Raw genomic sequence first — 25,014 nt, 5'->3', positions numbered from 1 at the left:
CGCCGGGTGCTCGAATAGTGAAGGGTAAAAAACTCAGTAGCCCGAAGTGACGGCGAACGTCAGAAGGCCCAGGGCAATCACTGCAAAGATGACAAACAACGGCCAGATGAACCGTGCCCACTGCCCCCAGCCTACTTGCGCGGTGGCGAGCAATACCAACAGGCCGCTGGATGTCGGCGTGATCAGGTTGGTCAGACCATTGCCCAGCAGGAAGGCGAATACCGTACTTTGCGGGCTGACCCCGGACAGCTGGCCCAGCGGGCCGAAGATCGGCATCGTGACAGCGGCTTGACCCGACGTTGAAGGAATCACCACATCCAGGCTCAACTGGGCGAAGAACATGCCGTAGGCAGAGACCAGCGGGCCGTGATCGCCAATCAGGTTCGACAAGCTATTGACGATGGTGTCGAGCACCTGGCCGGTGCTGAGGATGATCTCTACCGCCGTGGCCAGGCCAATCAGCACGCCAGCCATCAGTACTTTTTTCATGCCCTCGATAAAAGCCCCCGCCGCCTCACTGGCACCCAGACCGGCTACGACCGCAAACACCATGCTCAAGGCCAGGTAATAGGAGGAGAGTTCCGGGTACTTCCAGTGCCAACGGTTCGAGGCATACACCAGAAAACCGACACCGACGGCCAGGATCAGCAGGTTGATAGCGTGGCGCCAGGGCAGCCGGGTTTTCTCGAAGGCAAACTCGGCACCGGCGTCAAAACCGAAGCGACGAATGCTGTAGAGCACGAACGCAATGCCGGTCAGCAGAAAGACCACATAGGCCACTACGCGCATGCTCAAGCCACTGAACATCGGGACGCCCACCAGCGGCTGGGCCACCGCCAGGGCGATCGGATTGGTGATGGAACCCAGGTAGCCGACCTTTACCGAGATGGCAACGATCGCCAGGCCAATGATATTGGGCAGGCCCAGCCGCGTGGTCATCGCCACCATCAAGGGCACGATGAGGATGAACTCCTTGGCCAGCCCCATGAAGGTACTGCCGGCCGAGAACACCAGCATCAGACAAGGCACCAACACATAGATATTGCCGCGTGTCAGGCCCAATAGTCGCTCCAGCCCGGCATCGATCACTTTTGCCTTGTTCAGAACACCGAACATGCCACCAATGAACAGCACCATGAAAATCAGGCCGGCGCGTTTCTCGATGCCTTGTGGAATGGCCATTACCGCCTCGACCAGCGACACCGGCCGCGCCTGCGCGCTGTCTTTGGCTCGCGCTTGCAGGGCAAATAACTGAGCGGGCGACGTCTGTTTCTCAAGCGTCGTATAAGACCCCGGCACCACGGCAATGCCGGTGCGCTGGAACTGGCCGGAGTCGACAAGGTACGTGACGATCAATGCGAGAAAAACGATGGCCAGCAGGATCAACGAGGGATTGAGCTGCCTGGGCTGGCCCTGAGGCAGTTCGCCGGTGCTTGCAACGGCAGAGTTTCGGGTGAGTTCGGACATTCAAATGGCCCTGATAAAAGCGCGACTGAGCGTGCTGGTTGTGGCAGAAGGTAACGTGCTTCTTTCGTATTGTTTTTAACGTTGCGCCTGGCAACGGCCGAGACAGTAGTTCAAACATACGGCGCTCACAACGCTATGAAGAATCTCGATTGCCCTATGCGTTAATTGATTTAAATGGTCCATTGCACATGAACTAATTGCATAGAGTAATGCAGCCTTGTCATAAGATTGCGCGGTCATCCACTGCCCGCTACTGTCCGCCGAAAAGCGCACTGCTTCAGCCCTCGCGCCCCGATTTCAAAGGCGTCGTGCCCCTTTATTCGCACGCCTGTTTGCTGCCAATAACATAATATCCAGCCAAGGACTCTTTATGCGTGAACGTCTCCCCACCGCCTCGCTGGCGTGTGCCAGTGCATTGTTTGTTATTTGTCCGTCTGCCCAATCCCAGGGCTTTATCGAGGACGCCCACGGCACACTCAATGTGCGCAACTATTACTTTAACGATGATTACCGTGATGGCGGCAACGACCGTCGGGAATGGGCACAGGGTTTATTGCTGAATCTGCGTTCGGGCTTCACTGAAGGCACGCTAGGTGTTGGTCTCGATGCGCTGGTGCTTGCAGGCTTCAAGCTTGACTCGAGCGCTGAGCATGCGGGCACCGGCCTGTTGCCGGTGCATGATGATGGTCGCGCCGCCGATGACTTTTCCAGCGCTGGCCTTACCGCCAAAATTCGCTGGGGCGATGCCTTGATCAAGACCGGCACACTGCTGCCGAAGATTCCCGTGCTGGTCTACAACGATGGGCGTTTGCTGCCCCAGACCTTCCAGGGAACCCAGGTGGAATACACCGGCATCGACAAGCTGTATCTGAACGCCGGTCATCTGGACAAGCTCAAGGCGCGTAACTCGACCGACAGCGTGGATATTTTTCCTCAGGGCTACAGCGGCTCCCAAGGCACGGATTTCGATTTCGCCGGGGCCACTTACACCTTCAACAAAAGCCTCAGCGCCAGCTATTACTACGGTGAAATGCGCGAGTTCTATCGTCAGCACTTTCTCGGCCTGGTGCATAGCCTGCCGATAGGCCCCGGCAAGTTGACCAGCGACCTGCGCTATTTCAACAGCCGTGACAGCGGGGCTGCACGCAATGGCCCGGTCGATAGCGACATGTTCAGCGGCTTGTTCACCTATCGTCTGGGCGGCCATGCCGTGGGCCTGGGTTACCAGAAACTGTTTGGCGACACTGCCCTGCCCTATACCAGTGTCAGTACCGTCTACTCGTTCAGTAATGCCGGCGTCGGTAAATTCATCCAGGCCGGTGAACAGACCTGGATGCTGCGATATGACTATGACTTTTCCGCGTTGGGCGTACCGGGGCTGAGTTTCATGACGCGCTATTACAAAGGTGATCATGGTGAATATCGCGGCACCGTGGCGCGCGAGCACGAGACCAATACCAGCATCAAATATGTACTGCCGGATGGGACGCTGAAAGGGCTGGGGGCCGAATACCGTTATGCCAATTCGCGCTCTAGCTACGCCAGTGATCGTGACAACAACCGGTTGTATCTGACGTACACCTTCAACCTCTGGTAAGCCGTCCGGCCAGGGAATTGCTGTGGGTCATTCCCTGGCCGCTGCGTCAGCTAATCACGGCTCATCGACTCCACCAGCCGCTGCCTGAGCAACTCGGCGAATGCGCTGGCAACCCGTGATCGCGGTACATCGTTACGCCACGCAAGGCCAAAGGCGTAAGGCAGCACGGGCCTGAACGGGCGTCGCTCGATGGGCAAGTAAGAAAAGTCACTGGCCAGCAGGCCATTGATGATGGAAACCCCGATCCCCTCTGCCACCAATGCACACGCCCCGCTGACCGCATGCACTTCTACCCGGACGTTGGGCGTGATGTGCGCCGCTCGAAATACCTGGTCCAGCTCGTTGCGCAAGTTGCGCTGCCGCCCCAGCAGCACCAGCGGTGTATCTCGCAAGTCTTCGGGTGTAATGACCTCTTTCTCGCACAGCGCATGACCCCGTGGCATCACACAGACACCCTCGGTGTCGAGCACTGGAATGATGTCGAAATCCTGCTGTTCGGTGGGCAGACGCACGAAGGCAAAGTCCGCAGAACGGTCAAGCACCGCCCGCTCCAGTGCGTCGTAGGAGCCTGTCAGTAACTCGACAACCGTGTCCTCGCGGTCGCGCAGAAACTCGGCAATGATCCTCGGCAACAGATGCTGCGCCATGCTGGTCGGCACCGCCACACGCAACAAACTGCGCGCCGAGCGGCCCAGCCGCAGCTCCCCGGCCAGGCGCTCGACACGCTGCATATTGTCGACCAGCGTGTCGACTTCGTGCAGCAACTCCTCGGCTTCAGGCGTCGCCGTCAGACGCCCCTTGCGGCGCAGAAACAAGGCAAACCCCAAGGCCTCTTCAAACTGGCTGAGCAAGCGACTGACCGCCGATTGCGACAGCCCCATCCGGGTCGCGGCACCAATGGTCGAGCCGGTGGCCATGATGGCCTTGAACGCTTCTAACTGCTTGAGGTTCATTCTGGTATCCAACGCACTTGCAGGTTCTGGATCGAGCGGCAAGTTTCCTTATCGGCCGTTACTGCGTCCAGTATTACTGCTCGATGGGCATTAGCTCACGGCCTGAAAAAATTTTCACGCGACCTCTTGAAACCTGTTTTCCCGATCCTAAATACGGGATTACGTGATGCCGAAAACGGGTCACGCCTTAAATCATCTGGAGAAACTCAGGAGATTTCGCAATGGCTACTACTCTTTCGCTGGCCCCTCTGTTCCGTCAGTCCGTTGGCTTTGACCGCTTCAACGATCTGTTCGAATCGACGCTGCGTAGCGAGGCCGGGAACACCTATCCGCCTCATAACGTCGAGAAGCACGGTGACAACCAGTACCGAATCGTGATCGCTGCGGCCGGTTTGACCGAGCAGGACATGGACATTCAGGTCGAGAAAGGCGTGCTGACCGTTTCCGGTGGCAAGCGTGAATCCGAAAAAGCAGTCACTTACCTGCATCAGGGCATTGCCCAACGCGCGTTCCGGCTGTCGTTCCGCCTGGCCGATCACATCGAAGTCCAGGGCGCATCGCTGACCAACGGCTTGCTGAGCATTGACCTGCTGCGCGTGGTGCCCGAGGAAGCCAAGCTGCGGCGTATCGAGATCGGTGGCTCATCGAAGCCCGATCTTGACACCGTTAGCTTGCAGTAACGGCTAACAGGAAAACGCGCCATAGGCACAAGAGGCGCTCTACGGAGCGCCTCTTTGGTTTCAGGCGGGACTCGGTATGCCTTGCACAATAAACACGCGGTATTGCGCCCCTTTCAATCGGTGCTTGAGCGCATCCTGGTAAAGAGGATCCTCATAAGCGGCCCTGGCTTGGGCCATTGTCGGGAATTCCAGAATGACGGCGCCATCGACGGGGGCGCCTTCCAGTGTTTCAACTGCGCCATAAAAGGCAAGCGGCGTCATCGAGTGTCCGGCAGACGCTGCAGCAGCCTGTTCCTCGTAGAGTCTGAATTCGTCAGGGTCAGTGATTCGATCTCGAACGTAAACCAGATAGGCACTCATGTTGATTCATCTCCCGCAAGATCACCTAGTCGCTCGGCCATGTTCAGCTCGAAGTCGCCCACTTTGCCGAAGCCGGCATCGAGTAGCCTGGGGAATGCATTTTGTGCTTCTGGCCAGAGGTCGACGCCTTGAAGGGTGTGGTTCGACATCCATAAATCGCCTTCCGACGGCACGCCTGCACGTGCGTTGACCATTTTCTTGCTGGTTTCCAGAGCCCGTTTTTCAAAGCCGCCAAGGCGCCTTGCAAAGGCATCAACGAAGCTATCAAGCTCGGCGTCTGGAATGGAGCGGTTCACAAAGCCATACCGTTCACCGATGTCCGCGTCAAAATCGTCAGCGCTGCACACGATCTCCAGCGCCCGCGAGCGGCCTGCCAGGGCCGAAAGCCATTCAACGCCGCCACCGCCGGGAATCGAAGCGCCACCTACCTCGATCAGTGCGAATTTCGCACGCTCTCTGGATGCAAAGCGCATATCGCACGCCAGCGCAAATTCAAAACCCTGTGCCCTCGCCCGCCCGCGTACTTTGGCGATGCTGATGACCGATGATTGCGCAAGGCGTGTCACGAACTTTGGCCAGTTGCCGAAGAACGGCATGGCGCCAGGCTGATCGGGTACCGTTGTGCGGTTTTCGACATCGTGATGGTTCATGAAAAAATCTTCGTTCCCGCTCTCGAAGACCACAACTTTCAGATTGCCGTCCTGTTCAATGTCATCCATCAGCACATTCAACTGCGCAAACAGTGTCGGGTCGAAAAGATTCAAGGGTGGGTTATCGATAACGACGCGCCAGTAGGCTGGCGACTCACGCTTGATAATCAAACGCCGGGGAGCAGTCATGAGCAGTTTTCCTTTGAGCGAGTGGTTATGCTGGATTACGCAGGTCGTGTCCGGCCTACCAGCCTTGTGCAGATACCGAGACATCGCGCCATGCATCCCACGTGGCAAGCCTGGCGTTGTAGACGCTGGAAACTTCGTTCACCGCCGTGCCGCCCAAGGCAATGCGCAGGGGCGGTTTGTCACTGTCAACGACGCTCAGTATTGCCCTGGCCGTCGCCTCCGGGTCGCCAAATGCATAACCCCCGAACGCCTCGGTCAATGCATCACGCACAGGCTGGTAGGCAGGGATCGCTTTGGAGTATTTCGCTGAGGACGGGTTGTTGAAGTCTGTTGCATAGCCTGCCGGCTCGATCAGTGTGACGTTTGCTGCAAACAGGCCGGCCTCTTGAGCAAGGGCTTCAAACAAGCCTTCCACTGCAAATTTTGAAGCACTGTAAATACCGAAAGTCGGTGCAGAGAACACGCCGAGCACACTGGACACGGCCAGTAGATGGCCGGATTTCTGCTCGCGAAAAACCGCCAGGGCGGCCTGTGCCAGCCACAGAGTGCCAAAGAAGTTAGTGTCCATTTGGGCACGCGCTTCGTGCTCGGAAACTTCCTCAACGGCGCCTTGATGACCGTAGCCTGCGTTACTCAGAACGATATCCAGACGGCCAAATCTGGCCCTGGCTGCCGCGACCGCCTCACGTACGGCTTCACGATCTGTGACATCCAGGCGCAAAGGCAGCACGGCATCACCGTATTGCGTGACCAGTGGTTCCAGAGAAGCCAGGTCACGCGCCGTGACGGCAACCTTATCGCCTCGTTGCAAGGCGGCACTCGCCCAGATCCGCCCAAAGCCCCGGGATGCGCCGGTGATGAACCATATTTTTTCAGTGGCCTGCAAAGACGTCATGTGATCTCCATCATTAACAGTGGCTCAGTCCGAGCGACTTATGCGAACCATGGTAATGCGTTGACCCTGCTCGATTAAGAGGGCTAACTTGCACAACAGCAGTGACAGAAAAGTCAACAATCGGAGGGTGATGTGGAGACATTGAGCGGACTTGAGATCTTCGTCGAAACGGCGCAGACCCAAAGTTTTATAGCCACCGGCCGAAAGATGGGGATCTCTGCCTCCGCCGTCAGCAAAAGTATTTCCAGGCTGGAACAACGCGTGGGCGTGAGGCTTTTCCAGCGCAGTACCAGGACTGTTCGTCTTACCTCAGAGGGCGAGGTGTTCCTGGAGCGATGCCGACGCATTCTCAATGAAATCCAGGCCGCCGAGGACGAGTTGTCGGCGATGACGGCGTTACCGCGTGGCCGTTTAAAGGTAGGCCTGGCTCATGCAGCGGGCCTGCCGATGCCCGCTATTTCTGCCTTCATGCAGCGTTTTCCGGAGATAGAACTCGACCTGGACTTCACTGATCGCATGGTCGACGTCATCGATGAAGGATTCGACGTCGTCATTCGAGGCAGCGAACTGACGGACTCTCGCTTGATGTCACGGCCGCTGGGGCGTTACCGAACGTGCCTTGTTGCATCGCCAGGTTATTTGCAAGCGCGCGGCACTCCAGCCAGCCCCACCGATCTTTTGCATCACGCCTGCCTTCACTATCGCTGGCAAAACTCAGGAAAGATCCACGAGTGGCCATTCAGGAAAGCTCCGTTCAAAGACCCTTCTGCCTCTTTGCCGGTCTCGATGATTTGCAACCATCTCGACGCATTGCTCCATCTCGCGCAGTCAGGTCGTGGCGTAGCGTGCGTGCCTGATTTTTCGGTCAAGGAAAGTCTGGCGAATGGTCAACTTCAAACGGTACTGGATTCGTTTCTGACCGGTGGTAACACGTTTCATGTCGTCTGGCCGAGCAGCAGACTCATGGCGCCCAAGGTTCGTGTATTCGTTGATTTCATGCTTGAGCATTTCTCTGCCGGGCTGACATCCCGAACAGCCTGATTGATGACAACCTGTCACGAGTGCGCTGACTCGTTACCGGCTTATTCAAACGGTTCAATCCGCCTAACATTCGCCAACCATTTCTTGGAAAGGAGTCACCATGACCAACAAGATTCGCGTCGGCATCATTGGTACGGGTGGATGGGCACGTTACGGCCATATCCCTACGCTACAGTCGCTGGATAACTTCGAGATTGTTGCAGTGTCAGGCCGCACGCTGGAAAAGGTTCGGGGCTATGCCTATGATTTCGGAATTGCACACGCTTTCGATAATGCTGACGACCTGATCAACCACCCTGACGTCGACCTGGTGGTCATTCTGGCCCCGACGCCAGAGCATGGCCGGTTGGCGATGAGCGTCATTGACGCCGGCAAGGATGTTTATGCCGAGTGGCCGCTATCGACCCACACTCAGGAGTCCGAAAAGATACTGGCAGCAGCCAAAGCCAAGGGCGTCAGGCATGTGACAGGCCTGCAGCGCCGGTATGCGCCAAGCGCCCGTTACTGGCATGACCTGGTCAAGCAAGGTTACGTCGGCAAAGTCCGCGCAGTGAACATGTCGGTGGGTGTTGGCGCCTTCTCGGCGGTCATGCCGGAGTCTGTCAAATGGGCGGTAAACCCTGCGAACTTCACTCATTTGCTGTCGATTTATGGCGGCCATTTTCTCAATATGCTTTTCCACGGAGTGGGCTTTCCGGAAAAACTGACGGCCGTTGTGGAAAACCAGTTGCCCGTCACCACCATTGCAGAAACGGGCGAAAAAATCCCGTATGACGCCCCGAATCAGGTAATGTTGATCGGCACCCTGCCCGGTGGTGGTCTTTTTTGCGTCCAACTTGAAGGCGGCCAGACTCACCCGACAGGTCTGCACATAGATATCACCGGTACTGAAGGTGCCTTGCGCATCACCAATACACGTGGGTTTCAGAATCCTGAAGATGCCGTTTTGCAGGGCATGAACGACGGCGCGCAGGCCTTTATAGAGCTCCCGGTGCCAGACGAGTACATATCGTCGGCGGTGTCGCACCTGGACGCCAGCGCTCGCGAGGTTGCTTATCTGTACCAGGCGTATGCGCGTGACAAGGCAACCGGCTCCACGCAAGCCAACAGCTTTGAAGACGCCGTACGTATGCACCGTCTTATCGACCGGATCGTTGAGTCCTCGAACCGCTTTTTCAGCTACGCAGATCGTTGATAGCGGGAACCCATGCGCCGGACGCCACTCAGAAATTGACTACCTGCTACTGGTGACCGCAATGAGTGACGTCAATACCCGCGACAACCTCCTGCTCGACAACCCTTCAGCGCCCGATGAACGCGCCCGCGCCCTGGTGGCGCAAATGACGCAGGACGAGAAGTTTTCCTGGATCTCCGGGCCGATGGCGATCCCGGTAATGGGCACCGAAAAGCCTGAAGGTGCCTTGGGTTCAGCGGCGTTTTACCCGGCCATTCCGCGCCTGGGCATCCCGGCCATGCAGCAGTCCGACGCCAGCCTCGGGGTCGGTAATCTGGGCAATGTCAGGCCGGGCGACCATGCCACTGCCCTGCCCAGCTCTTTGTTGCTCGGGGCGACGTTCAATCCCGAGCTGGCTCATGAGTCCGGCGCGCTGGTGGGCCGCGAAGCCCGGCAAAAAGGCTTCAATGTGCAGTTGGCGGGCGGCGCCAACCTGATTCGCGAACCGCGTGGCGGGCGCAACTTCGAGTACATCTCTGAAGACCCGCTGCTGACCGGTGTGCTGGCCGGCAATTCTGTGGCAGGCATCCAGTCGCAAAAAGTCGTTTCGACCGTCAAACACTTCGTGGCCAATGCTCAGGAAACCGGCAGGGTCATGGTCAGCTCGACCATGAGCGAAGCCACGCTGCATGAGTCGGACTTGCTGGCCTTTCAGATCGCCATCGAAATCGGCCAGCCAGGTTCGGTCATGCCGGGCTACAACCTGATCAACGGTGACTACGCCTGCGAGAACGCTTACCTGCTCAACACCGTGCTCAAGGGCCAGTGGGCCTATCCCGGCTGGGTGATGTCCGATTGGGGCGCGACGCACTCCACCGTCAAGGCCGCGCTGGCCGGGCTGGACGTTCAATCCGGCGCCAATCTGGATGACGCGCATTATTTCGGCGAAGCGCTGCGTCAGGCGGTGGCCAGCGGACAAGTTGCACAGGCGCGTGTCGATGACATGGTCACCCGGATCCTGCGCAGCCTGATTGCCGTCGGCGCGCTGGACGATGCCGCTGCTCCGGCATTTCCTGTCGATTACAGCCTGCACAAACTGATCGCCCAGCGGCAGGCCGAGCAAGGCATCGTTTTGCTCAAAAATGCCGATCAGGCATTGCCGCTGCCGCAACGGGCGCCGCGGTTGCTGGTGATTGGCGCGCAGGCCGATCACGGTGTGTTGTGCGGCGGCGGTTCGTCGTCGGTGACGCCGGTGGGCAGCGTGTCGTTGCCGGGCCTGGACCTGATGGGTATGAAGGTCAACAAGGTCTATCAGCCCTCTTCCCTGCTTCAAGCCATCAAGGAAGAAAGCGGCGCGCAACAGGTCGACTTTCTTGACGGCACTGATGTAGCGCTGGCCGTCGCGCAGGCGCGGATCTCAACGGCGGTCATCGTCGTGGCCCAGGAATGGCGCTCCGAAGGACTGGATGCCGAAGGCCTTGGCCTGCCAGACGAGCAGGACGCCTTGATCAAGGCGGTCAGCGCGGCGAATAGCAAAACCATCGTCGTGCTGCAAAGCGGCGGTCCGGTGCTCATGCCCTGGCTCGATGCCGTTGCCGGCGTGCTGGCCGCCTGGTATCCGGGTTCGGGTGGCGCACCGGCAATCGCCGGGGTGTTGTTTGGTCGGGTCAATCCGTCAGGCCGCTTGCCCCTTACCTTTCCGGCCAGCGAAGCACATCTGCCGCGCCCAGAGCAGATCGACCCGCAGACCACCACCTCCAATCCCGGCATGCCCCGCAAAGGCAAGATCATCCCGATCGACTACGATATCGAAGGGTCGGACGTCGGCTATCGCTGGTATGCGCGTGAAGGCCTTGAACCGTTGTTTCCTTTCGGCTTCGGGCTGTCCTACACCCGGTTTGAAACCCGTGACGCCTACATCACCTCCGCTACGCAGTACCAGGTGTCCGCTACCGTGAAAAATACCGGCGAGCACGCCGGCGCGACCACGTTGCAAATCTATGTGGCCAAACACGGTGAAGACGGTTTTGCCAAACGGCTGGCCGGTTTTCAGAAAACCTTTCTGCTGGCCGGTGAACAGGCCCAGGTGGATGTGCTTCTGGAGTCGCGGATTCTGGCACGCTATCAGGATGGACGTCTGGTCATCGCGCCGGGAGATTATACGGTCTGGGTGGCCAATGACGCTTCGGACGAAACCTTGGGGCTGAGTCTGCACATCGCCTGAACCGGGGCTGATGCCTCGGCGTTTGACCAGGTTCAGGACCTGCTGGCCCGCACTTAACCGGTCATGCGCTCTACCCGCGCCGGGCTGCGCTGCATGATCACCTTGCCCGCCCGAATCGACATCAATACCTGGCCCTGGCTGCGAATCATCTCGTAGTCGTCCGGTGCTGAAAGGATCAACAGATTGGCCGGGCGTCCGACCTCCAGCCCGTAGCGCTCGCCCAGGTTCAAGGTGCGGGCGCTATTGTCGGTGATCAGGTCGAGGCAGCGCTGCAGGTCTTCATAACCGAGCATGTGGCAGATGTGCAGGCCGGCCTCGAGGATGCGCAGAATGTTGCCGTTACCCAGTGGGTACCACGGGTCGACGATGGAGTCCTGGCCAAAGCAGATGTTCATGCCGGCACGATCGATTTCTGCAACACGGGTCAGCCCGCGACGCTTGGGGTAACCGTCATAGCGCCCTTGCAAGTGGATGCTTTCGGTCGGGCAGGAAATGAAGTTGATCCGCGACTGTTTGAGCAGGCGGAACAGCTTGTAGCAATAGGCGTTGTCGTACGAACCCATGGCCACGGTATGGCTGGCGGTGACCCGCTCGCCCATGTCGCGCGCCCTCGCCTCTTCGGCCAGCACTTCAAGAAAGCGCGACTGCGGATCGTCAGTTTCGTCGCAATGCACATCCACCAGGCAACCGGTGCGCTCGGCCAGGTCCATCAGGAATTTCACCGATGACTCGCCCTGCGCCCGGGTGTTTTCAAAGTGCGGAATACCGCCCACCACATCGGCGCCCAGCGCCACCGCCTCGGTCATCAAGGCCCGACCATTGTTGAATGACTCGATGCCCTCCTGAGGAAACGCGACGATTTGCAGGTCGATCAGGTGGCGGGTTTCTTCGCGCACTTCAAGCATCGACCTGAGCGCCGCCAGACTGGGGTCGGTGACATCGACGTGGGTGCGCACATGCTGAATACCGTGATCGACCAGCATGTCGATGGTCTTGCGCGCACGCCGCTTGGTGTCTTCATGGGTCACCAGGGCCTTGCGCTCGGCCCAGCGCTCGATGCCCTCGAACAGCGTGCCGCTCATGTTCCAGCTCGGTTCGCCGGCCGTCAGCGTGGCGTCCAGATGAATGTGTGGCTCGACAAAGGGCGCGGTCACCAGGTTCTGCCCGGCGTCCAGATCAGCCGCATGGAGTGCTTTGATCACGTCTGTTTGAGCGACGATGGCCTTGATCTTTCCGGCGTCGAGTTCAAGACGATACAGGCCGGTCTTGCCGCGCAGGCGGGCGTTGATGATGTTCATGGTCATTCCTTGCTATTGGGCACTTTATGGATGGGGGTCATGCGCCAGACCAGCAGCGCCACCGAGGCGTTCATGCGAAACAGCGGGTCGTCGAGCGACTGTCCACTCTGTTGCTCGATGCGCTGGATACGTTGGTTGAGGGTGTTGCGATGGATCGACAGACGTGTGGCAGCCTTGAGGGCGTTGCCGTTTTCCTGAAGCAGCGCATCAAGGGTTTCGATCAGCACAAACGGCTGCTTGCGCGACGGCTCGATCAGCGCACCGAGGGTCTGCCTGACGAAGTGGTCGATCACCGAGCGGTCTTCGATGCCTTGCAGCAGTCGCAGCACGCCCAGTTCACTGAAGTCGCAGAAGCCGCTGGCCGGGTGCAGGTTTTCCGCCACGTCCAGCGCCTGACGCGCTTCATTCAGCGCCTTGCGATAGTGACCGCAGTCCTCGACCCGGTTGGCCAGCCCCATGAACAGGGTCATGTCGCCGGTCAACGAGGTGAGTGCCTGGTAAAGACTCAGCAGGTCGGCCCGCAGGCTGTCGCTGTCCGGCAGTAACAGGATGAACAGGTCGCCCTGGACGATCACTGGCAGCGACGCAGGCAGGTCGCGGTTCCAGGCTTCGAGGTGGTCCTGCAACGCCTGGCGCACGTGCTGCAACATCTGTTCAGCCAGGGCCGGGGCATGGCGCTCGAACAGCACACTCACCGACGACAACCGCAGTGCCAGCAGGCGGCGTGGGCCGTCTACCGGCAAGTTCGCATGCTCGGCGCGCTGGCGGGCGATGACCAGACTGGGATAGTCACCGGTCAGCAACTGACTGAGGATATCGTGCCGCGAGCGCCGGGCCTGGGCCATGTGCACCAGCGCCGTGCCGATCGCATGGGTGACGATGATCATCTTCAACAGGTACGGCTGCTCGATCAGCGGTAAGCCCAGCACGTCGGCGCGTTCGATCACGGCCTTGGGAATGCGCTGGATGAACGTGCCGCCGGTGAGAATCACCAACCCGGCAATGCCCACTGCAACGCCGTCTTCGACCAGGCTCAGCAGGTTCGCCTCATCGCGGGCGTGGTTGATGCCGGTGACGAACACCAGTTCGCCGCCCATCACCCACTCGGCGATGCCTTCGTTCTCGGCCACATACGGCCAGCGCACGCTGCGGTGCAGTTGCGCGCCGCCGGCACGCACCGCCAGCTCTTCAAGCCCAGGCAGCTTGAGGATTTCAGCAACGCTCAGGCTCATTGTTCGCCCTGCACCTGGCCAAGAGCTGCCCGGCGGCCACTCAGTTGCAGCAGGCCGATGTAGCAGATAGCGGCCACCGCAATGCCTACCAGCGGTGCAACCCATGGCGAGCAGTACGCCACCAGCGCGCCGACCGCGTATGAAAACAGCCCGATAACGTTGTAGCGCGGCAATGTGGTAGTGGCCAGCAGCGGGTACTGGCCGCGATGGCGATACCAGAAGTCCGCCATGATCACCCCGCCCACCGGCGGAATGATCGAGCCCAGCAGCACCAGAAACGGAATCAGCATCTCGTACATGCCGCCGATGGCCAGCAGCACACCAATACCCGCCGACACCAGGGTCATGGTCCGCCGGCGCTGGCTACGCAGCAGGTGGCAGCCAGCGGCCGCCACGTTGTAGATCGTCGGGCCCTGAATGGTCCACAAGTTCAGGCACAACATGACCACCGCCGCGAACGACAAGCCCTGCAGGATCATCACCTCGACGATATCGGCCTGCTGATAGACGATGGCGCACCAGGCGCCGGCCACCACCATCAAACCGTTGCCCAGCAGAAAGCTGACAACACTGGCAATGATCGCCACCCGCCCAGTGCGCGACAGCCGCGTCCAGTTGGTCGCCTGCGTTGCACCGCTGGCAAAGGTGCCAAAGACCATGGTCACCGCCGCCGAGAACGTCATGGTTTCATGCGGGATAACCGCCGCCAGGCCTCTGAAACCACCGATATCGCGGGTGGCGATAACCATCGAGATGACCAGCAGCACGAACATCAACGGCACCGAGATTCGCGACAGCACATCGAGGCCTTTGAAGCCAACGATGGCGGTGATACAGAAACCGAAGCCGAACAGGATCATCAGGGGAATGGTCAGGCCTTCACTCAGGCCGAGGATTTTTACCAGCACAATCGCCACGGTCGCGGTGCCCCAGGCGTACCAGCCCAGTTCGGCGAAGCCAAGCAGAAAGTCCGAAAGCCGGCTGCCGGCCTCTCCAAAACAGAAGCGCCCCATCAGCACCGTGTTCAAACCGCTGCGCGAAGCGATAAACGCCAGTGCAGCGGCATACAGCGCCAGCAGGCTGTTGCCGATGGCCGCGATCCACAGCATGTCGACGAACGAAAACGCCATGCCCAGCTTGCCACCGGCAAACATGGTGCCGGTAAAGAAGGTGAAGCTGAACAGCACCATGGAAATGGGCAACAGCCCCTTGCGGGCAGAGGGCGGGGCCTCGGTTAACGGAAAGTCACCGGTTGAACTCATGTGTGTCTCCTGCTGGCGTGCGAAGTAGATAAAGAAGCGCACGACAACAAGAGCAATTACCAGGCCCGTTTCAAACAGGCTGGAAATGAAGGTAAAACGGGGCGTGAGTGATATTCAGCGGTGTTCACATTGCACATTTAAGCGAGAGAATGCCTGACATAACTGTGCGAAACGCCCTTTATTCAGGCGTTGGCGCACCAGATGGGTTCAACCATTCAACAAGCGATACAGCGCTTGAGTATGGGAAATTTTCAAGCCCGCACGTTGCAGATTGCGCCGGCTTTGCGAGTTGGCTAACGCGGTGGCTGCAACCGCGCGACACCCCAGTTTTCTGGCTTGCTCGATTCGATGCGCGATCAATGCCCCGTGATAACCGCGGCCCCGATCCGCTTTACGGGTAGCCGCAGTGCCCAGATAAGCAATACCGTTACTGGCCAGAAACATCACGGCGCCGGCAACCACTTCACCCGCCTCTTTGATTACATAAACTTTCAATGAATCCCCTGCCGCCGCACCTGAAAACGACGCCTGATTCAGTGCCCGCTGTGCAGGTTTGGTATGAAAGCCACCGGCATGAACTTCGGTAAATGCATCCAGCGTCTGTGTCGTTGCCTCTTCAATGTTGAAGGAGTGCGGGTTGATCACCGTCTGTTCAAGCGCACACGCCAACTGCACATGCGTCCAGCCTTTCAAACGCTCAAGCTGGCAACCCGCGATAACAATCAGAGGTTCAAGCGTCGAGGGAGAACCGATCAGAGGCGTTACGCTCACATTGTGTTTAAGCAGATCCAGCATGGCCTGGGGATCAGCCAAAGGCTCACCGTAGATACGATTGAGCATCGGACTGGGCGACGCGGCGACTTGAAAACACGGCAGCGCGCCATTCAAAAACACCCGCGCGCCATACGGATTACCGTCCAAGCGCAGCAGATTCTCCACTCGCGCGTGCAAGTACTCGCGCTCGGCGGCTTCAATCTCAAGGGCTGATTCAATATCCATGTACATTGTGGTTTTCCTGCCTGCATTAGCAGGTAGTGTGACGCTTTTTACTCAAGAAGGCCCCGGTAGGAGGTTAAAACCCTCTTGTAGGAGGCAGCTCTGCTGGCGATGAGGCCGGGGTAGGCAAAGACAGTTGCTGCCCCATTCGCAGCGCATGATGCGCCAACGCTCTAAACCTTCAGCCCCGTCATCCAGCCATTTACCGCCTCCATCGTTCTCCTCTCCTGCGGCCCTTCCATCACAAATCCCTTAACGACCCTGGCTCCCGGCGCGTGCCGGGCGACCACCTCAAGGCTATTGCCCAGCCCATAACCGCCATGGGTTACAAACGGCACGATGGTTTTTCCGGACAGGTCATGGGCCGATAAGAACGAGCGGATCACCGGCGGCGCCGTCGTTCCCCAGATCGGAAAGCCGAGAAACACCACGTCATAGCGTTTGATATCGGTGACCGTTTCTGCCAGCTCAGGCTTGAAGCCATCGGCGGTCTCGCGGCGTGCTTGCTCGACCGTTTGCAGATAGTCCTCGGGATACGCCGTCGCGGGCCTTATCTCGAACAGGTCGGCGTGTTGCCCGCGCTGGATCAGGCCGGCCACGACGCGGGTATTGCCTGAGCGTGAAAAGTACACGACCAGCGCCTTGGCCCCGGATACCCGCGAAGTAGGCTCGTCAGCGCTGACGTCGGTGACCAGCAGTGGCAGGCTGGCAATGGCCGCGATGACCTGGCGACGAAGCGGATCGTGTTCAGCCATACCGTTAACTCCCTGCTATCGATCAATGATTAATGGCAGAGGCTAGTTTTATAAGCGCGGCTCAACAATCGGCAAACGGCTTTATAGGCCCATGAGTAAAACTCACCAATCATTCACTCCTGCTCGCGTGCCCAGGTGCGTACCGCTTCGGCGAACATGCGCAAGGCCATGGGCGGGTGTCGATTGGCCGGGTAATACAGGCAGGCGCCCGGGTAACAGGGGCCCCACTCGGGCAGCAGGTGCACCAGGCGGCCGGCCTGCAAGTGCTCGGCAACCTGATGATCGGGAACCCAGGCAATGCCAACCCCGGCCAGGGCGGCTTCGGTCATCAGATTAATGTTGTCCATGGTCATGGGACCGTCAACGTCGATGCTGGCTGAGCGGCCTTCATGGTCCAGGTCCCAGCGAAACAGCGTGCCACTGGCAAAGCGAAAGCGAATGCACCGATGCGCCTTGAGGTCGTGGGGCGTTTGCGGCGCCGGGTGCCGGCTCAGGTAGTCCGGCGAGGCCACGGCAGCAAAGCGCACATCGGGCCCGAAGCGCACGGCGATCATGTCACGCGGCACATCGTCATACAGCCGGATACCGGCATCGAAGCCGTCGGCGACGATGTCGATCAGGCGGCTGTCGGTCACGCATTCGATATGGATCTGCGGGTTGTCCTGCAAAAACTGTGGCATGACATGGCGCAGCAACAGCTTGAATGACGATTCGGATGCGCTCAGCCGGATCGACCCCGAAGGCGTATTACGCGCCGAGGTCACGTCATTGACAGCACATTCCAGGTCGCCCAGCAGCGGCTGCACCCGCAGAAACAGTTGCTCGCCCGCCTCCGTCAGCGCCACTGAGCGGGTGGTGCGATTGAACAGGCGCAGCTCCAGACGCGCTTCAAGCCCGCGCATCGAGTGGCTGAGCGCAGAGGGTGAAACGCCCAGCGCCCTGGCCGCGCCGCTGAAGCTGCGTTGCTCGGCAATCGCGACAAAGGCAGTCAATTCTGGAAGGCCTGCACGAATCATTAGTGAATTAACCTCAATTGCCCATGAAACAGAGTGCCGATTGTTGAGCCGGACACAGGAATTTAGAGTGTACCCATTGACCACAGCATCAACCACATCACTGCGAAGGAGACACAGCATGCAAAAACGTCAGCTAGGCAACAGCGGTTTGCACGTATCTGCCCTCGGCCTTGGCTGCATGGGCCTGAGTTTTGGCTACGGCCCGGCACAGGAACACAAGGCGGCGGTCGCCCTGATTCGCGATGCCTTCGACAAGGGCGTGAATTTTTTCGACAGCGCCGAGGCCTACGGGCCGTACACCAACGAGGAGTTGCTGGGCGAAGCGCTGGCACCGATGCGTGAACAAGTGGTCATCGCGACCAAGTTCGGCTTCAGAAATGGCAAACCGGGCGACGGCCTGGACAGCCGCCCGGAAACCATCAAGGCGGTGGTCGAGGCCTCGTTGCAGCGCCTGAAGACGGACCGTATCGAGCTGCTTTATCAGCACCGCATCGACCCGCAAGTGCCGATCGAAGACGTGGCCGGTGCCGTCAAACAACTGGTCGAAGAAGGCAAGGTGCGGCATTTCGGGCTGTCAGAAGCAGGCGCCGATGCCATTCGCCGGGCACATGCGGTGCTGCCGGTCGCGGCGCTGCAGAGTGAATACTCGCTGTGGTGGCGCGAGCCAGAAGAGCAGATTTTGCCGGTGCTTGAGGAACTGGGCATCGGTCTTGTGCCGTTCAGCCCGCTGGGCAAGGGCTTTTTGACCGGTGCCATTGATGACCGCACGCAGTTTGCCGAAAACGATTTCCGCAAGGTAGTGCCGCGTTTTACCGAGGAGAACCGCAAGGCCAATGCGCAACTGGTCGAGGTACTGGGCGGTATTGCAGACGGTAAAGGCGCCACGCGCGCGCAGGTCGCGCTGGCCTGGTTATTGGCGCAAAAGCCGTGGATTGTGCCGATTCCCGGAACGACCAAGCTGCATAGGCTGGAAGAAAACATCGGCGCCGCCAACCTTGAGCTCAATGACGTCGATCTGGCCGCTATCGCCACGGCGCTGGAGCAGATCAAGGTGGTCGGGGACCGGTATCCAGCGCATTTGCAGAAGAACGTTAATCGCTGATTACAACGCATCACGTGCGATGCCATTGGACACCCGGAGGCGGCCCGCACGCTGCCGGGCCGAGGGTGAGGCCGTTGAATGGTTCTGTCCTTACTCAAGCGGTCATCAACTTTTCCTTGGTGATCGGCAGGCTGCGAATGCGTTTGCCCGTAGCGTGGTACACCGCATTGGCGACCGCTGCGGCAAGGCCGGTCACGCCGATTTCGCCGATGCCACGCGCGCCAAACTCGCTGAGGTTGTAATCCGGATAATCGAGCAGGGTGATTTCGATATCGGGCAAATCGGCGTGCACGGGCACCACGTATTCGGCGTAGTTGTTATTGACCGGCAGGCCGCTGCGCGGGTCGTTTTCCGAGGCCTCGAACAGCGCCATGCCAAGGCCCATGATGATCGCCCCTTCGACCTGGTTGCGCGCCGCCAGCGGGTTGACCACCTTGCCGACATCGATGGCGCTGACCACTCGCGCCACCCGCAGGCGGGAAATGCCAGGGTCCCAGCGCACCTCGACAAAATGCACGCCGAAAGAGCGATAAGAAAAGTCGCCGCCCTTGGCGCCGCTCTGGAAATGCCCTTCGGCACGCGACAGCCTTTGATGCTTGAGCACCTCAGCAAAACTGACACCGCGCTCGCCGCTGACCAACTGGCCGCCTGCAACCGTCAGGCTGCCGGCCTCGCTGCCAGCCAGCAAACCGCCGTTCATGACCGCGTACTGGCGCAGTTTTTCGAGTGCGGCGCGGGTGGCGCCCGCCACGGCCGGCAAGATACTGGCCGTGGCCCAGGAACCGCCCGCCAACGCGCCGGGCGGAAACGTCGAGCTGCCCAGTTGCACCTCGATACGCTCGAACGGCAAGCCGGTCAGTTGTGCCACTGTCTGCGCCGCCACGGTGTAAGTGCCGGTGCCGATGTCCTGCTGGCCGCATTGCACCAGCGCGCTGCCATCGGAACGAAGAATCACCCGGGCGTCGGTCGGCACCTGAAAAGCCTCCCAGTTGCAGGCGCCCATGCCATAGCCGATCAGTTCATCACCGTCGCGCATGCTACCCACTGCCGGATTGCGCGTGTGCCAGCCAAAGCGTTCAGCGGCAATGTCGATGGCCTCGGGCAGATGATTGCTCGACCACTCCAGGTTCATGCTTTCGTCGCGGGTGGCCAGGTTCAGTTTGCGCAACGCCAACGGGTCAATGCCACGCAGCAAAGCCAGCTCGTCGATAGCCGACTCCAGCGCAAACAGCCCAGGCGCGGCGCCCGGTGCGCGCATTGAAGTGGGTGTGCCGCGATTGAGCGGGCTGTTCTTGTGGTTCACCAGCACGTTGGCGCACGAATACAGGCTGCGGGTCACGCCACCGCAGGCTTCGGTGTAGGCATCGGTGGTCGAGGTGCTGTTGAACGACTCGTGACGGATCGACACCAGCTTGCCCTCGCCGTCGGTTGCCAGGCGAATACGCTGCAGGGTTTCCGGACGGTGACCGGCGGTGGTGAACATTTGCGCGCGCGGCAGCATCAGTTGCACCGGGCGTTTCACCACTTTCGCGGCAGCGCAGGCGGCAATCGAATGGGGCCACGGCCACAGCTTGCTGCCAAAACCGGAACCGATAAACGGCGCATGTACTTCAACCTGGTCTTCAGGCAGGTCGAACACGTTGGCCAGCACATTGCGGTGGTTGACCACGCCCTGCGTGCCTTCGTAGACAAACAGCTTGCCGTCGCGCCAGTACGCTGTGGTGGCGTGCATCTCCATCGGGCTGTGGGTTTCCACCGGCGTGGTGTAGGTCTGGTCCAGGCGCGTACTTGCGGTGTGCCAGGCGGCATCGGGGTCGCCGCGTTTGTGCCCTCGCCCGCCTTCGCGGGCACCTTTTTGCCGCAATGCATCGGCCAGGCTGGTGATCGGCGCGGTTTCGGCGTATTCAACCTTGACCTTCAGCGCCGCGGCACGCGCCTGCTCGAAGGTGTCGGCCACCACCAGCGCAACGAACTGCCCTGGATAAGAAACCCTGTCATCCTCAAACGGCAGCCGGCGCTCGTCGACCTTGGCCGCACGGAGCATGTCCTTGAAGCTCAGGGCCACGTCGGGCGTGCGGTGTAATGCGGGAAAATTGCCATGATGCAACACCGCGACCACGCCCGGCATGCCGCGTGCGTGTTTGTCGTCGATGGCGGTGATGCGGCCGCTGGCAATGCTGCTGTAGACACCGTAGGCATAGGTCATGTCGGGCAGCGGATGGTCCGCCGCGTAACGTGCGGCGCCAGTCACCTTGAGCCGGCCGTCAATACGTTTGTAGGGGGTGCCGATAATCGATTGGCTCATCAAGTGCACTCCTGTGTTGTCACGTCAAGGCGGTCAGATCGCGAAGATTGCGCGTCACGACCTGCTGGCCGAGCGGAATCTTGAAGCCGTTGTGTTCATAAGCCCGGGCGCCTTGCATCGCCCGCGCGCCAACCTCAGTGAACAGCGCCATATCGACCTTTTGCCCGATCAGTGCGCGCTCGGCGTCAATTGCCCGCCAAGGCTTGGTGCCCACGCCGCCCTGGGCAATTCGCGCCTCGCGGATACGCTGACCGTCCAGCACCACAATGATGGCGCTGGACGCCAGCGCGAATTGATACGAGGTACGGTCGCGCAGCTTCAGATAGCCCGAACGGCTGTTGGCCAGCGGCGCATCGAGGGTGATGTGAGTGATGAGTTCGTGCGGCTCAAGCGCATGCTCCAGCCACGGCGTATTGCCCGGCAGCCGGTGAAAGTCGGCGAACGCTATCTCGCGTACACCGCGCGGCCCTTGCACCGTGACCTGCGCGCCAATTGCAGCAATGGCCACGCACATGTCCGAAGGATGGGTGGCGATGCAGTGTTCGCTGGTGCCGAGCACCGCATGGACGCTGCGATTCAGGCCACCAATCGCCGCGCAGCCCGAGCCTGGCTGGCGTTTGTTGCACGGCGAGACACCGTCGCGAAAGTAATTGCAGCGCACCCGCTGCATGACGTTGCCCGCCGTGGTGGCCTTGTTGCGCAGTTGCGTCGACGCCCCGGCCAGCAAGGCTTGCGACAACACGGCATAGCGCTCGCGAATCAGTGCATGGCTGGCCAGCGCGGTATTGCTCACCAGTGCGCCGATACGCACGCGACCATCGGCCAGTGGCTCGATCTGCTTGAGCGCAAGCTGATTGATATCGACCAATCGGTCGGGTTGCATGACATCCAGCTTGACCAGGTCGAGCAGCGTCGTGCCACCGGCCAGATAGAACGGCTGACCCGGTGCCACATGGCTGGCGATGGCCTGGGCCGGCGATTGTGCGCGGGCATAATCGAACGTACGCATCAGACCGCCCTCGGCATCTTGCCGCGCGCCGACTGGATCGCCGCGAGGATGTTTTTGTAGGCGCCACAGCGGCAGATATTGCCGCTCATGGCCTCTTTGACGCTAGCATCGTCGGAGCCAATGTTGGGATCGTTGAGAATCGCCACCGCGCTCATGATCTGCCCCGAGGTGCAGTAACCGCACTGATAGGCATCGTGATCCCAGAACGCTTCCTGCACCGGGTGCAAATCGTCACCCTGGGCCAGGCCTTCGATGGTGGTGATGCTGTCGCCATCGTGCTGCAAGGCAATCGACAGGCACGAGTTGATCGCCACACCGTTGACCAGCAGCGTGCAAGCGCCGCACTGGCCGTGGTCGCAGCCCCTCTTGGTGCCGGTCAGTTGCAGCCGGTCACGCAAGACATCCAGCAGAATCGCATTGGCCGGCACATTGAGCGCGTGCACCTGGCCATTGACGGTCAGTTTGATGCGCTGCTCGCCCGCCTTGGGCGCCTCCTTGTCATCGATAACTGCTGGCGCAAGCTGGGCCGCGACCACTGAATCAGGAATCCAGGTCGAGACCGTCGCAGCGGCAATGCCCGAGACACCAAATTTCAGAAAGTTGCGGCGTGAGGGTGCAGCCCCTTCAGGAGGCTCTGGTTTTTTGCTGTCGGTCATCAGGTTTCACCTTTAGCGGATGCCGTTACGGCTACAAATCGAGCAAGCGGCGCAGTTGTGCTTCAGAGGTGTTGGCCCGGAATCCCGGCCCGCCGCGCTGGAAGCTGATCGCCTGGGCCAGCGTACCGACCACGACCGGTGCGCAGCCGGCGTCACGCACCAATTGCGAAACCACCTGCAAAGCGCCTTGGTCGTCGCTGGCAATCGGCACGCCCAGCGTTTCGCCAGAGCCTTCGAAAGACGCCTCGACCGAGGTCGCATCCACAGCGCTGAACGCACGCACCACGCGGGCGCCGGCCAGGTATTTGGCGGTGGTTACGGCGGCGCCGTTGGCCAGTGCCTCCTGAACCAGCGGCGTATTGCTCGAGGCGGAAGGGTTACAGGCATCCAGCACGATCTTGCCGCGCATGAACGTGCCCAGGTTTTGCGCCAGCTCTGGAATGGCCTCGTAAGGCACCGCAATCAGCAAAATATCGCCGAACTCGGCGGCCTGTTGCGGCGTGCCGAACGAGGCGCGAGCGCCAAGCGGCTTGACCCACGACGCCAGCTCTTCGGGATGCCGGGTTGAAAACAGCACCTCATGCCCGGCCTTGACCCAGCAACGGCCAACGGTGCCGCCCAGCCAGCCCGCGCCAATCACGCCGATGCGCAGCGGTTTGCTCATAAGGCTACCGCCGGCACCGTTTGCAGCGGCAAAGCCAAGTACAGGCATTGCCGCCAGCGCGCTCATGGCGACCAATACCGTGCGTCTTGTCGGGGTCATGCGGGTTCTCCTTGAGAGACAAAACTGCCAAAACTCAGGCTGGCACCCGCCTCGATCAGGCCATTGAGCAAGTGCGCCATCGGCGCGCTGTCGAACGATTCGGTCATTAGTTGCTCGCTTTCCCAATAGCCGCTCAGCCACCACAGGCCAGGCTCTTGCGTGCTGGGGCTGAGCACATAATCAAGGCAGCCGGGAGCACGTCTGAGAGGAGCGAGACAGGTTTTAGCGATAGCGGCGAAAGCCGGCTGCGAAGGCTCGACCACCCGGATTTCAATGGTATTGACGCATTCGATCGGCATAGGCACACCCTGCTTGTTTCGCTTGGCGCGAATCTAGCCGCGCTCAGGCAGCGCGACTACATCAGCAAAACGGGATGGGGTTATGAGTGTGGTTCATGAATCAGCGGCAAGCCCCGATGGACGGGGTATTGGCATTTGTACGCGGGTCGTGTTGATACAATTTGCAATCATTGCCGCCGGTAATCACTGGGGGAAAAACCACTGTCCTTGCGAAAGATCCGGGAGAAATGGCTCGCATTGCTGTAGCCAACCTCGTTGGCCACTGTCACAACGGTCATTTGCGTCTCTCGTAACAAGCGGCGCGCCTCATCCATTCGCAGCTTGATCTGATACTGCGAAGGCGGCATGCCTACCGCCCGCTTGAACAGCCGGTTGAAATGGAATTCGCTCATTCCCGCCTGATCCGCCAGGGTTTTCAGGTTGAACGCCTGCGCCAGGTGTTCTGCCATCCAGGCGGTAATGCGCCGTAGCTTGAAGGCCGGCAGCGCGGTGGCCGCCTTGCTTGCGCCAGGGCCAATCTCGACATAGTGCCGGGCAAGGTGCACGCACAGGGCCTGAGCGATGCCTTGAGTGAGGAACCTGCTGGCGTCGCTACGCGCCGCTTCTTCGCGCAAGCGTTGCAGCAGGCTGACAAGCGCCAGGTCTTCACCTGCCGAGACATCCTGCAAGGTGGCGCAAGCCGCATGCGCACCATGAATGTCTTGTAGCACCTCCTCAAACAGCGCCAGATCCAGCAGTACCATCACCACTTCCAGCGGTTCGGCACTCAGGCGCGTCCAGCAAAACTCGTAGGGTGCACCGCCAGCCGTCACAAACAGCGCCCCCGGTTTTATCCGGCTGCTCACCCAAGGTCCGTTCTCTTCGCGCTCTCGGGTTTCAGCCTCTCCTGAGGTGACCCACACGATCAGCGGCTCTGCCACCGTCGGCATCTCGAAACACTCAGAGGCGGTGGCCAGCGAAAAGACCGACAACCGCACATGCCGCCAGGACGGGCCGCCGGTGGTGATGACTTTCTGCCCGGCCGGATAACCATCAAGGCTCTCGACCGAGGTCATCAGCGGAATTGAGTCGATGTCCAAAGTGCGCTCCAG

At 60.0% G+C, this 25,014-nt stretch carries 23 protein-coding genes; 6 read left to right on the top strand and 17 right to left on the bottom strand.

Annotation, left to right across the window (positions count from 1 at the left end):
- Nucleotides 1–33: 33 nt before the first annotated feature.
- On the bottom strand, nucleotides 34–1,467 hold the full coding sequence (locus ACYP2A_RS18370; RefSeq protein WP_459747109.1) for a YfcC family protein: 1,434 nt from the start codon (nucleotides 1,465–1,467) through the stop codon (nucleotides 34–36).
- Nucleotides 1,468–1,837: 370 nt separating this feature from the next.
- On the opposite strand from ACYP2A_RS18370, the gene ACYP2A_RS18365 reads away from it, so the two are divergent.
- Nucleotides 1,838–3,064 (top strand): OprD family porin, encoded by a 1,227-nt coding sequence (locus ACYP2A_RS18365; protein WP_459747108.1) that lies wholly within the window; start codon nucleotides 1,838–1,840, stop codon nucleotides 3,062–3,064.
- Nucleotides 3,065–3,114: 50 nt separating this feature from the next.
- On the opposite strand, the gene ACYP2A_RS18360 is transcribed toward ACYP2A_RS18365, so the two are convergent.
- Nucleotides 3,115–4,017, bottom strand: coding sequence for a LysR family transcriptional regulator (locus tag ACYP2A_RS18360; RefSeq protein WP_459747107.1), 903 nt, complete (start codon nucleotides 4,015–4,017; stop codon nucleotides 3,115–3,117).
- A 221-nt stretch (nucleotides 4,018–4,238) separates the two neighbouring features.
- On the opposite strand from ACYP2A_RS18360, the gene ACYP2A_RS18355 reads away from it, so the two are divergent.
- Nucleotides 4,239–4,697 (top strand): Hsp20 family protein, encoded by a 459-nt coding sequence (locus tag ACYP2A_RS18355; RefSeq protein ID WP_459747105.1) that lies wholly within the window; start codon nucleotides 4,239–4,241, stop codon nucleotides 4,695–4,697.
- 60 nt (nucleotides 4,698–4,757) lie between these two features.
- Here ACYP2A_RS18355 and ACYP2A_RS18350 read toward each other — a convergent pair whose 3' ends face one another.
- Genes ACYP2A_RS18350 through ACYP2A_RS18340 form a run of 3 tightly spaced genes read right to left on the bottom strand, consistent with a single transcriptional unit; the run spans nucleotide 4,758 to nucleotide 6,791 of the window.
- Entirely contained in the window at nucleotides 4,758–5,057 is a 300-nt protein-coding gene (locus tag ACYP2A_RS18350) for a DUF1330 domain-containing protein (protein WP_459747104.1), read from the bottom strand.
- On the bottom strand, nucleotides 5,054–5,896 hold the full coding sequence (locus tag ACYP2A_RS18345) for an enoyl-CoA hydratase/isomerase family protein (protein ID WP_459747103.1): 843 nt from the start codon (nucleotides 5,894–5,896) through the stop codon (nucleotides 5,054–5,056). The genes ACYP2A_RS18350 and ACYP2A_RS18345 overlap by 4 nt, the downstream gene beginning before the upstream one ends.
- Nucleotides 5,897–5,951: 55 nt before the next feature.
- On the bottom strand, nucleotides 5,952–6,791 hold the full coding sequence (locus ACYP2A_RS18340) for an SDR family NAD(P)-dependent oxidoreductase (RefSeq protein ID WP_459747101.1): 840 nt from the start codon (nucleotides 6,789–6,791) through the stop codon (nucleotides 5,952–5,954).
- A gap of 132 nt (nucleotides 6,792–6,923) precedes the next feature.
- On the opposite strand from ACYP2A_RS18340, the gene ACYP2A_RS18335 reads away from it, so the two are divergent.
- From ACYP2A_RS18335 to ACYP2A_RS18325, 3 genes are all read left to right on the top strand, one after another.
- Nucleotides 6,924–7,832 (top strand): LysR family transcriptional regulator, encoded by a 909-nt coding sequence (locus tag ACYP2A_RS18335; protein ID WP_459747100.1) that lies wholly within the window; start codon nucleotides 6,924–6,926, stop codon nucleotides 7,830–7,832.
- Between the two features lie 100 nt (nucleotides 7,833–7,932).
- Complete coding sequence (locus ACYP2A_RS18330) at nucleotides 7,933–9,027, top strand: Gfo/Idh/MocA family protein (RefSeq protein WP_459747099.1); 1,095 nt, start codon at nucleotides 7,933–7,935, stop codon at nucleotides 9,025–9,027.
- 61 nt (nucleotides 9,028–9,088) lie between these two features.
- Nucleotides 9,089–11,230 carry a beta-glucosidase gene (locus ACYP2A_RS18325; protein ID WP_459747097.1) on the top strand — a complete coding sequence of 714 codons (2,142 nt, stop codon included), beginning with the start codon at nucleotides 9,089–9,091 and terminating at the stop codon, nucleotides 11,228–11,230.
- 53 nt (nucleotides 11,231–11,283) lie between these two features.
- Here the strand turns inward: ACYP2A_RS18325 and codA are convergent, their stop codons facing one another.
- From codA to ACYP2A_RS18295, 6 genes are all read right to left on the bottom strand, one after another.
- Entirely contained in the window at nucleotides 11,284–12,528 is a 1,245-nt protein-coding gene (gene codA, locus ACYP2A_RS18320; protein ID WP_459747095.1) for a cytosine deaminase, read from the bottom strand.
- Nucleotides 12,529–12,530: 2 nt separating this feature from the next.
- Nucleotides 12,531–13,760 carry a PucR family transcriptional regulator gene (locus tag ACYP2A_RS18315; RefSeq protein ID WP_459747093.1) on the bottom strand — a complete coding sequence of 410 codons (1,230 nt, stop codon included), beginning with the start codon at nucleotides 13,758–13,760 and terminating at the stop codon, nucleotides 12,531–12,533.
- On the bottom strand, nucleotides 13,757–15,022 hold the full coding sequence (gene codB, locus ACYP2A_RS18310) for a cytosine permease (RefSeq protein WP_459747092.1): 1,266 nt from the start codon (nucleotides 15,020–15,022) through the stop codon (nucleotides 13,757–13,759). The genes ACYP2A_RS18315 and codB overlap by 4 nt, the downstream gene beginning before the upstream one ends.
- Before the next feature lie 207 nt (nucleotides 15,023–15,229).
- Entirely contained in the window at nucleotides 15,230–16,027 is a 798-nt protein-coding gene (locus tag ACYP2A_RS18305) for a GNAT family N-acetyltransferase (RefSeq protein ID WP_459747090.1), read from the bottom strand.
- Nucleotides 16,028–16,191: 164 nt separating this feature from the next.
- Nucleotides 16,192–16,773, bottom strand: a complete 582-nt coding sequence (locus ACYP2A_RS18300) for a flavodoxin (RefSeq protein WP_459747089.1) — start codon at nucleotides 16,771–16,773, stop codon at nucleotides 16,192–16,194.
- Between the two features lie 113 nt (nucleotides 16,774–16,886).
- Entirely contained in the window at nucleotides 16,887–17,789 is a 903-nt protein-coding gene (locus ACYP2A_RS18295) for a LysR family transcriptional regulator (RefSeq protein ID WP_459747088.1), read from the bottom strand.
- A gap of 118 nt (nucleotides 17,790–17,907) precedes the next feature.
- Between ACYP2A_RS18295 and ACYP2A_RS18290 the strand changes: the two genes are divergently transcribed.
- Nucleotides 17,908–18,891, top strand: a complete 984-nt coding sequence (locus ACYP2A_RS18290; RefSeq protein ID WP_459747086.1) for an aldo/keto reductase — start codon at nucleotides 17,908–17,910, stop codon at nucleotides 18,889–18,891.
- Nucleotides 18,892–18,985: 94 nt separating this feature from the next.
- Here ACYP2A_RS18290 and ACYP2A_RS18285 read toward each other — a convergent pair whose 3' ends face one another.
- From ACYP2A_RS18285 to ACYP2A_RS18260, 6 genes are all read right to left on the bottom strand, one after another.
- Complete coding sequence (locus tag ACYP2A_RS18285) at nucleotides 18,986–21,196, bottom strand: xanthine dehydrogenase family protein molybdopterin-binding subunit (RefSeq protein WP_459747085.1); 2,211 nt, start codon at nucleotides 21,194–21,196, stop codon at nucleotides 18,986–18,988.
- Nucleotides 21,197–21,215: 19 nt separating this feature from the next.
- Nucleotides 21,216–22,205, bottom strand: coding sequence for an FAD binding domain-containing protein (locus ACYP2A_RS18280; protein ID WP_459747083.1), 990 nt, complete (start codon nucleotides 22,203–22,205; stop codon nucleotides 21,216–21,218).
- Nucleotides 22,205–22,861 carry a (2Fe-2S)-binding protein gene (locus ACYP2A_RS18275; RefSeq protein WP_459747082.1) on the bottom strand — a complete coding sequence of 219 codons (657 nt, stop codon included), beginning with the start codon at nucleotides 22,859–22,861 and terminating at the stop codon, nucleotides 22,205–22,207. The genes ACYP2A_RS18280 and ACYP2A_RS18275 overlap by 1 nt, the downstream gene beginning before the upstream one ends.
- 31 nt (nucleotides 22,862–22,892) lie before the next feature.
- Nucleotides 22,893–23,624 carry an NADPH-dependent F420 reductase gene (locus ACYP2A_RS18270; RefSeq protein ID WP_459747081.1) on the bottom strand — a complete coding sequence of 244 codons (732 nt, stop codon included), beginning with the start codon at nucleotides 23,622–23,624 and terminating at the stop codon, nucleotides 22,893–22,895.
- Entirely contained in the window at nucleotides 23,621–23,923 is a 303-nt protein-coding gene (locus ACYP2A_RS18265; RefSeq protein ID WP_459747080.1) for an antibiotic biosynthesis monooxygenase family protein, read from the bottom strand. Before ACYP2A_RS18265 ends, ACYP2A_RS18270 begins: the two co-directional genes overlap by 4 nt.
- 167 nt (nucleotides 23,924–24,090) lie before the next feature.
- A complete protein-coding gene (locus tag ACYP2A_RS18260; RefSeq protein ID WP_459747079.1) occupies nucleotides 24,091–25,002 on the bottom strand; it encodes a helix-turn-helix domain-containing protein in 912 nt (303 codons plus the stop codon).
- Between the last annotated feature and the right edge of the window lie 12 nt (nucleotides 25,003–25,014).

It is taken from the genome of Pseudomonas sp. 3A(2025) (assembly GCF_054589175.1).
The sequence above is the reverse complement of the archived record's forward strand: the minus strand, read 5'-3'. Positions and strand labels throughout refer to the sequence as shown.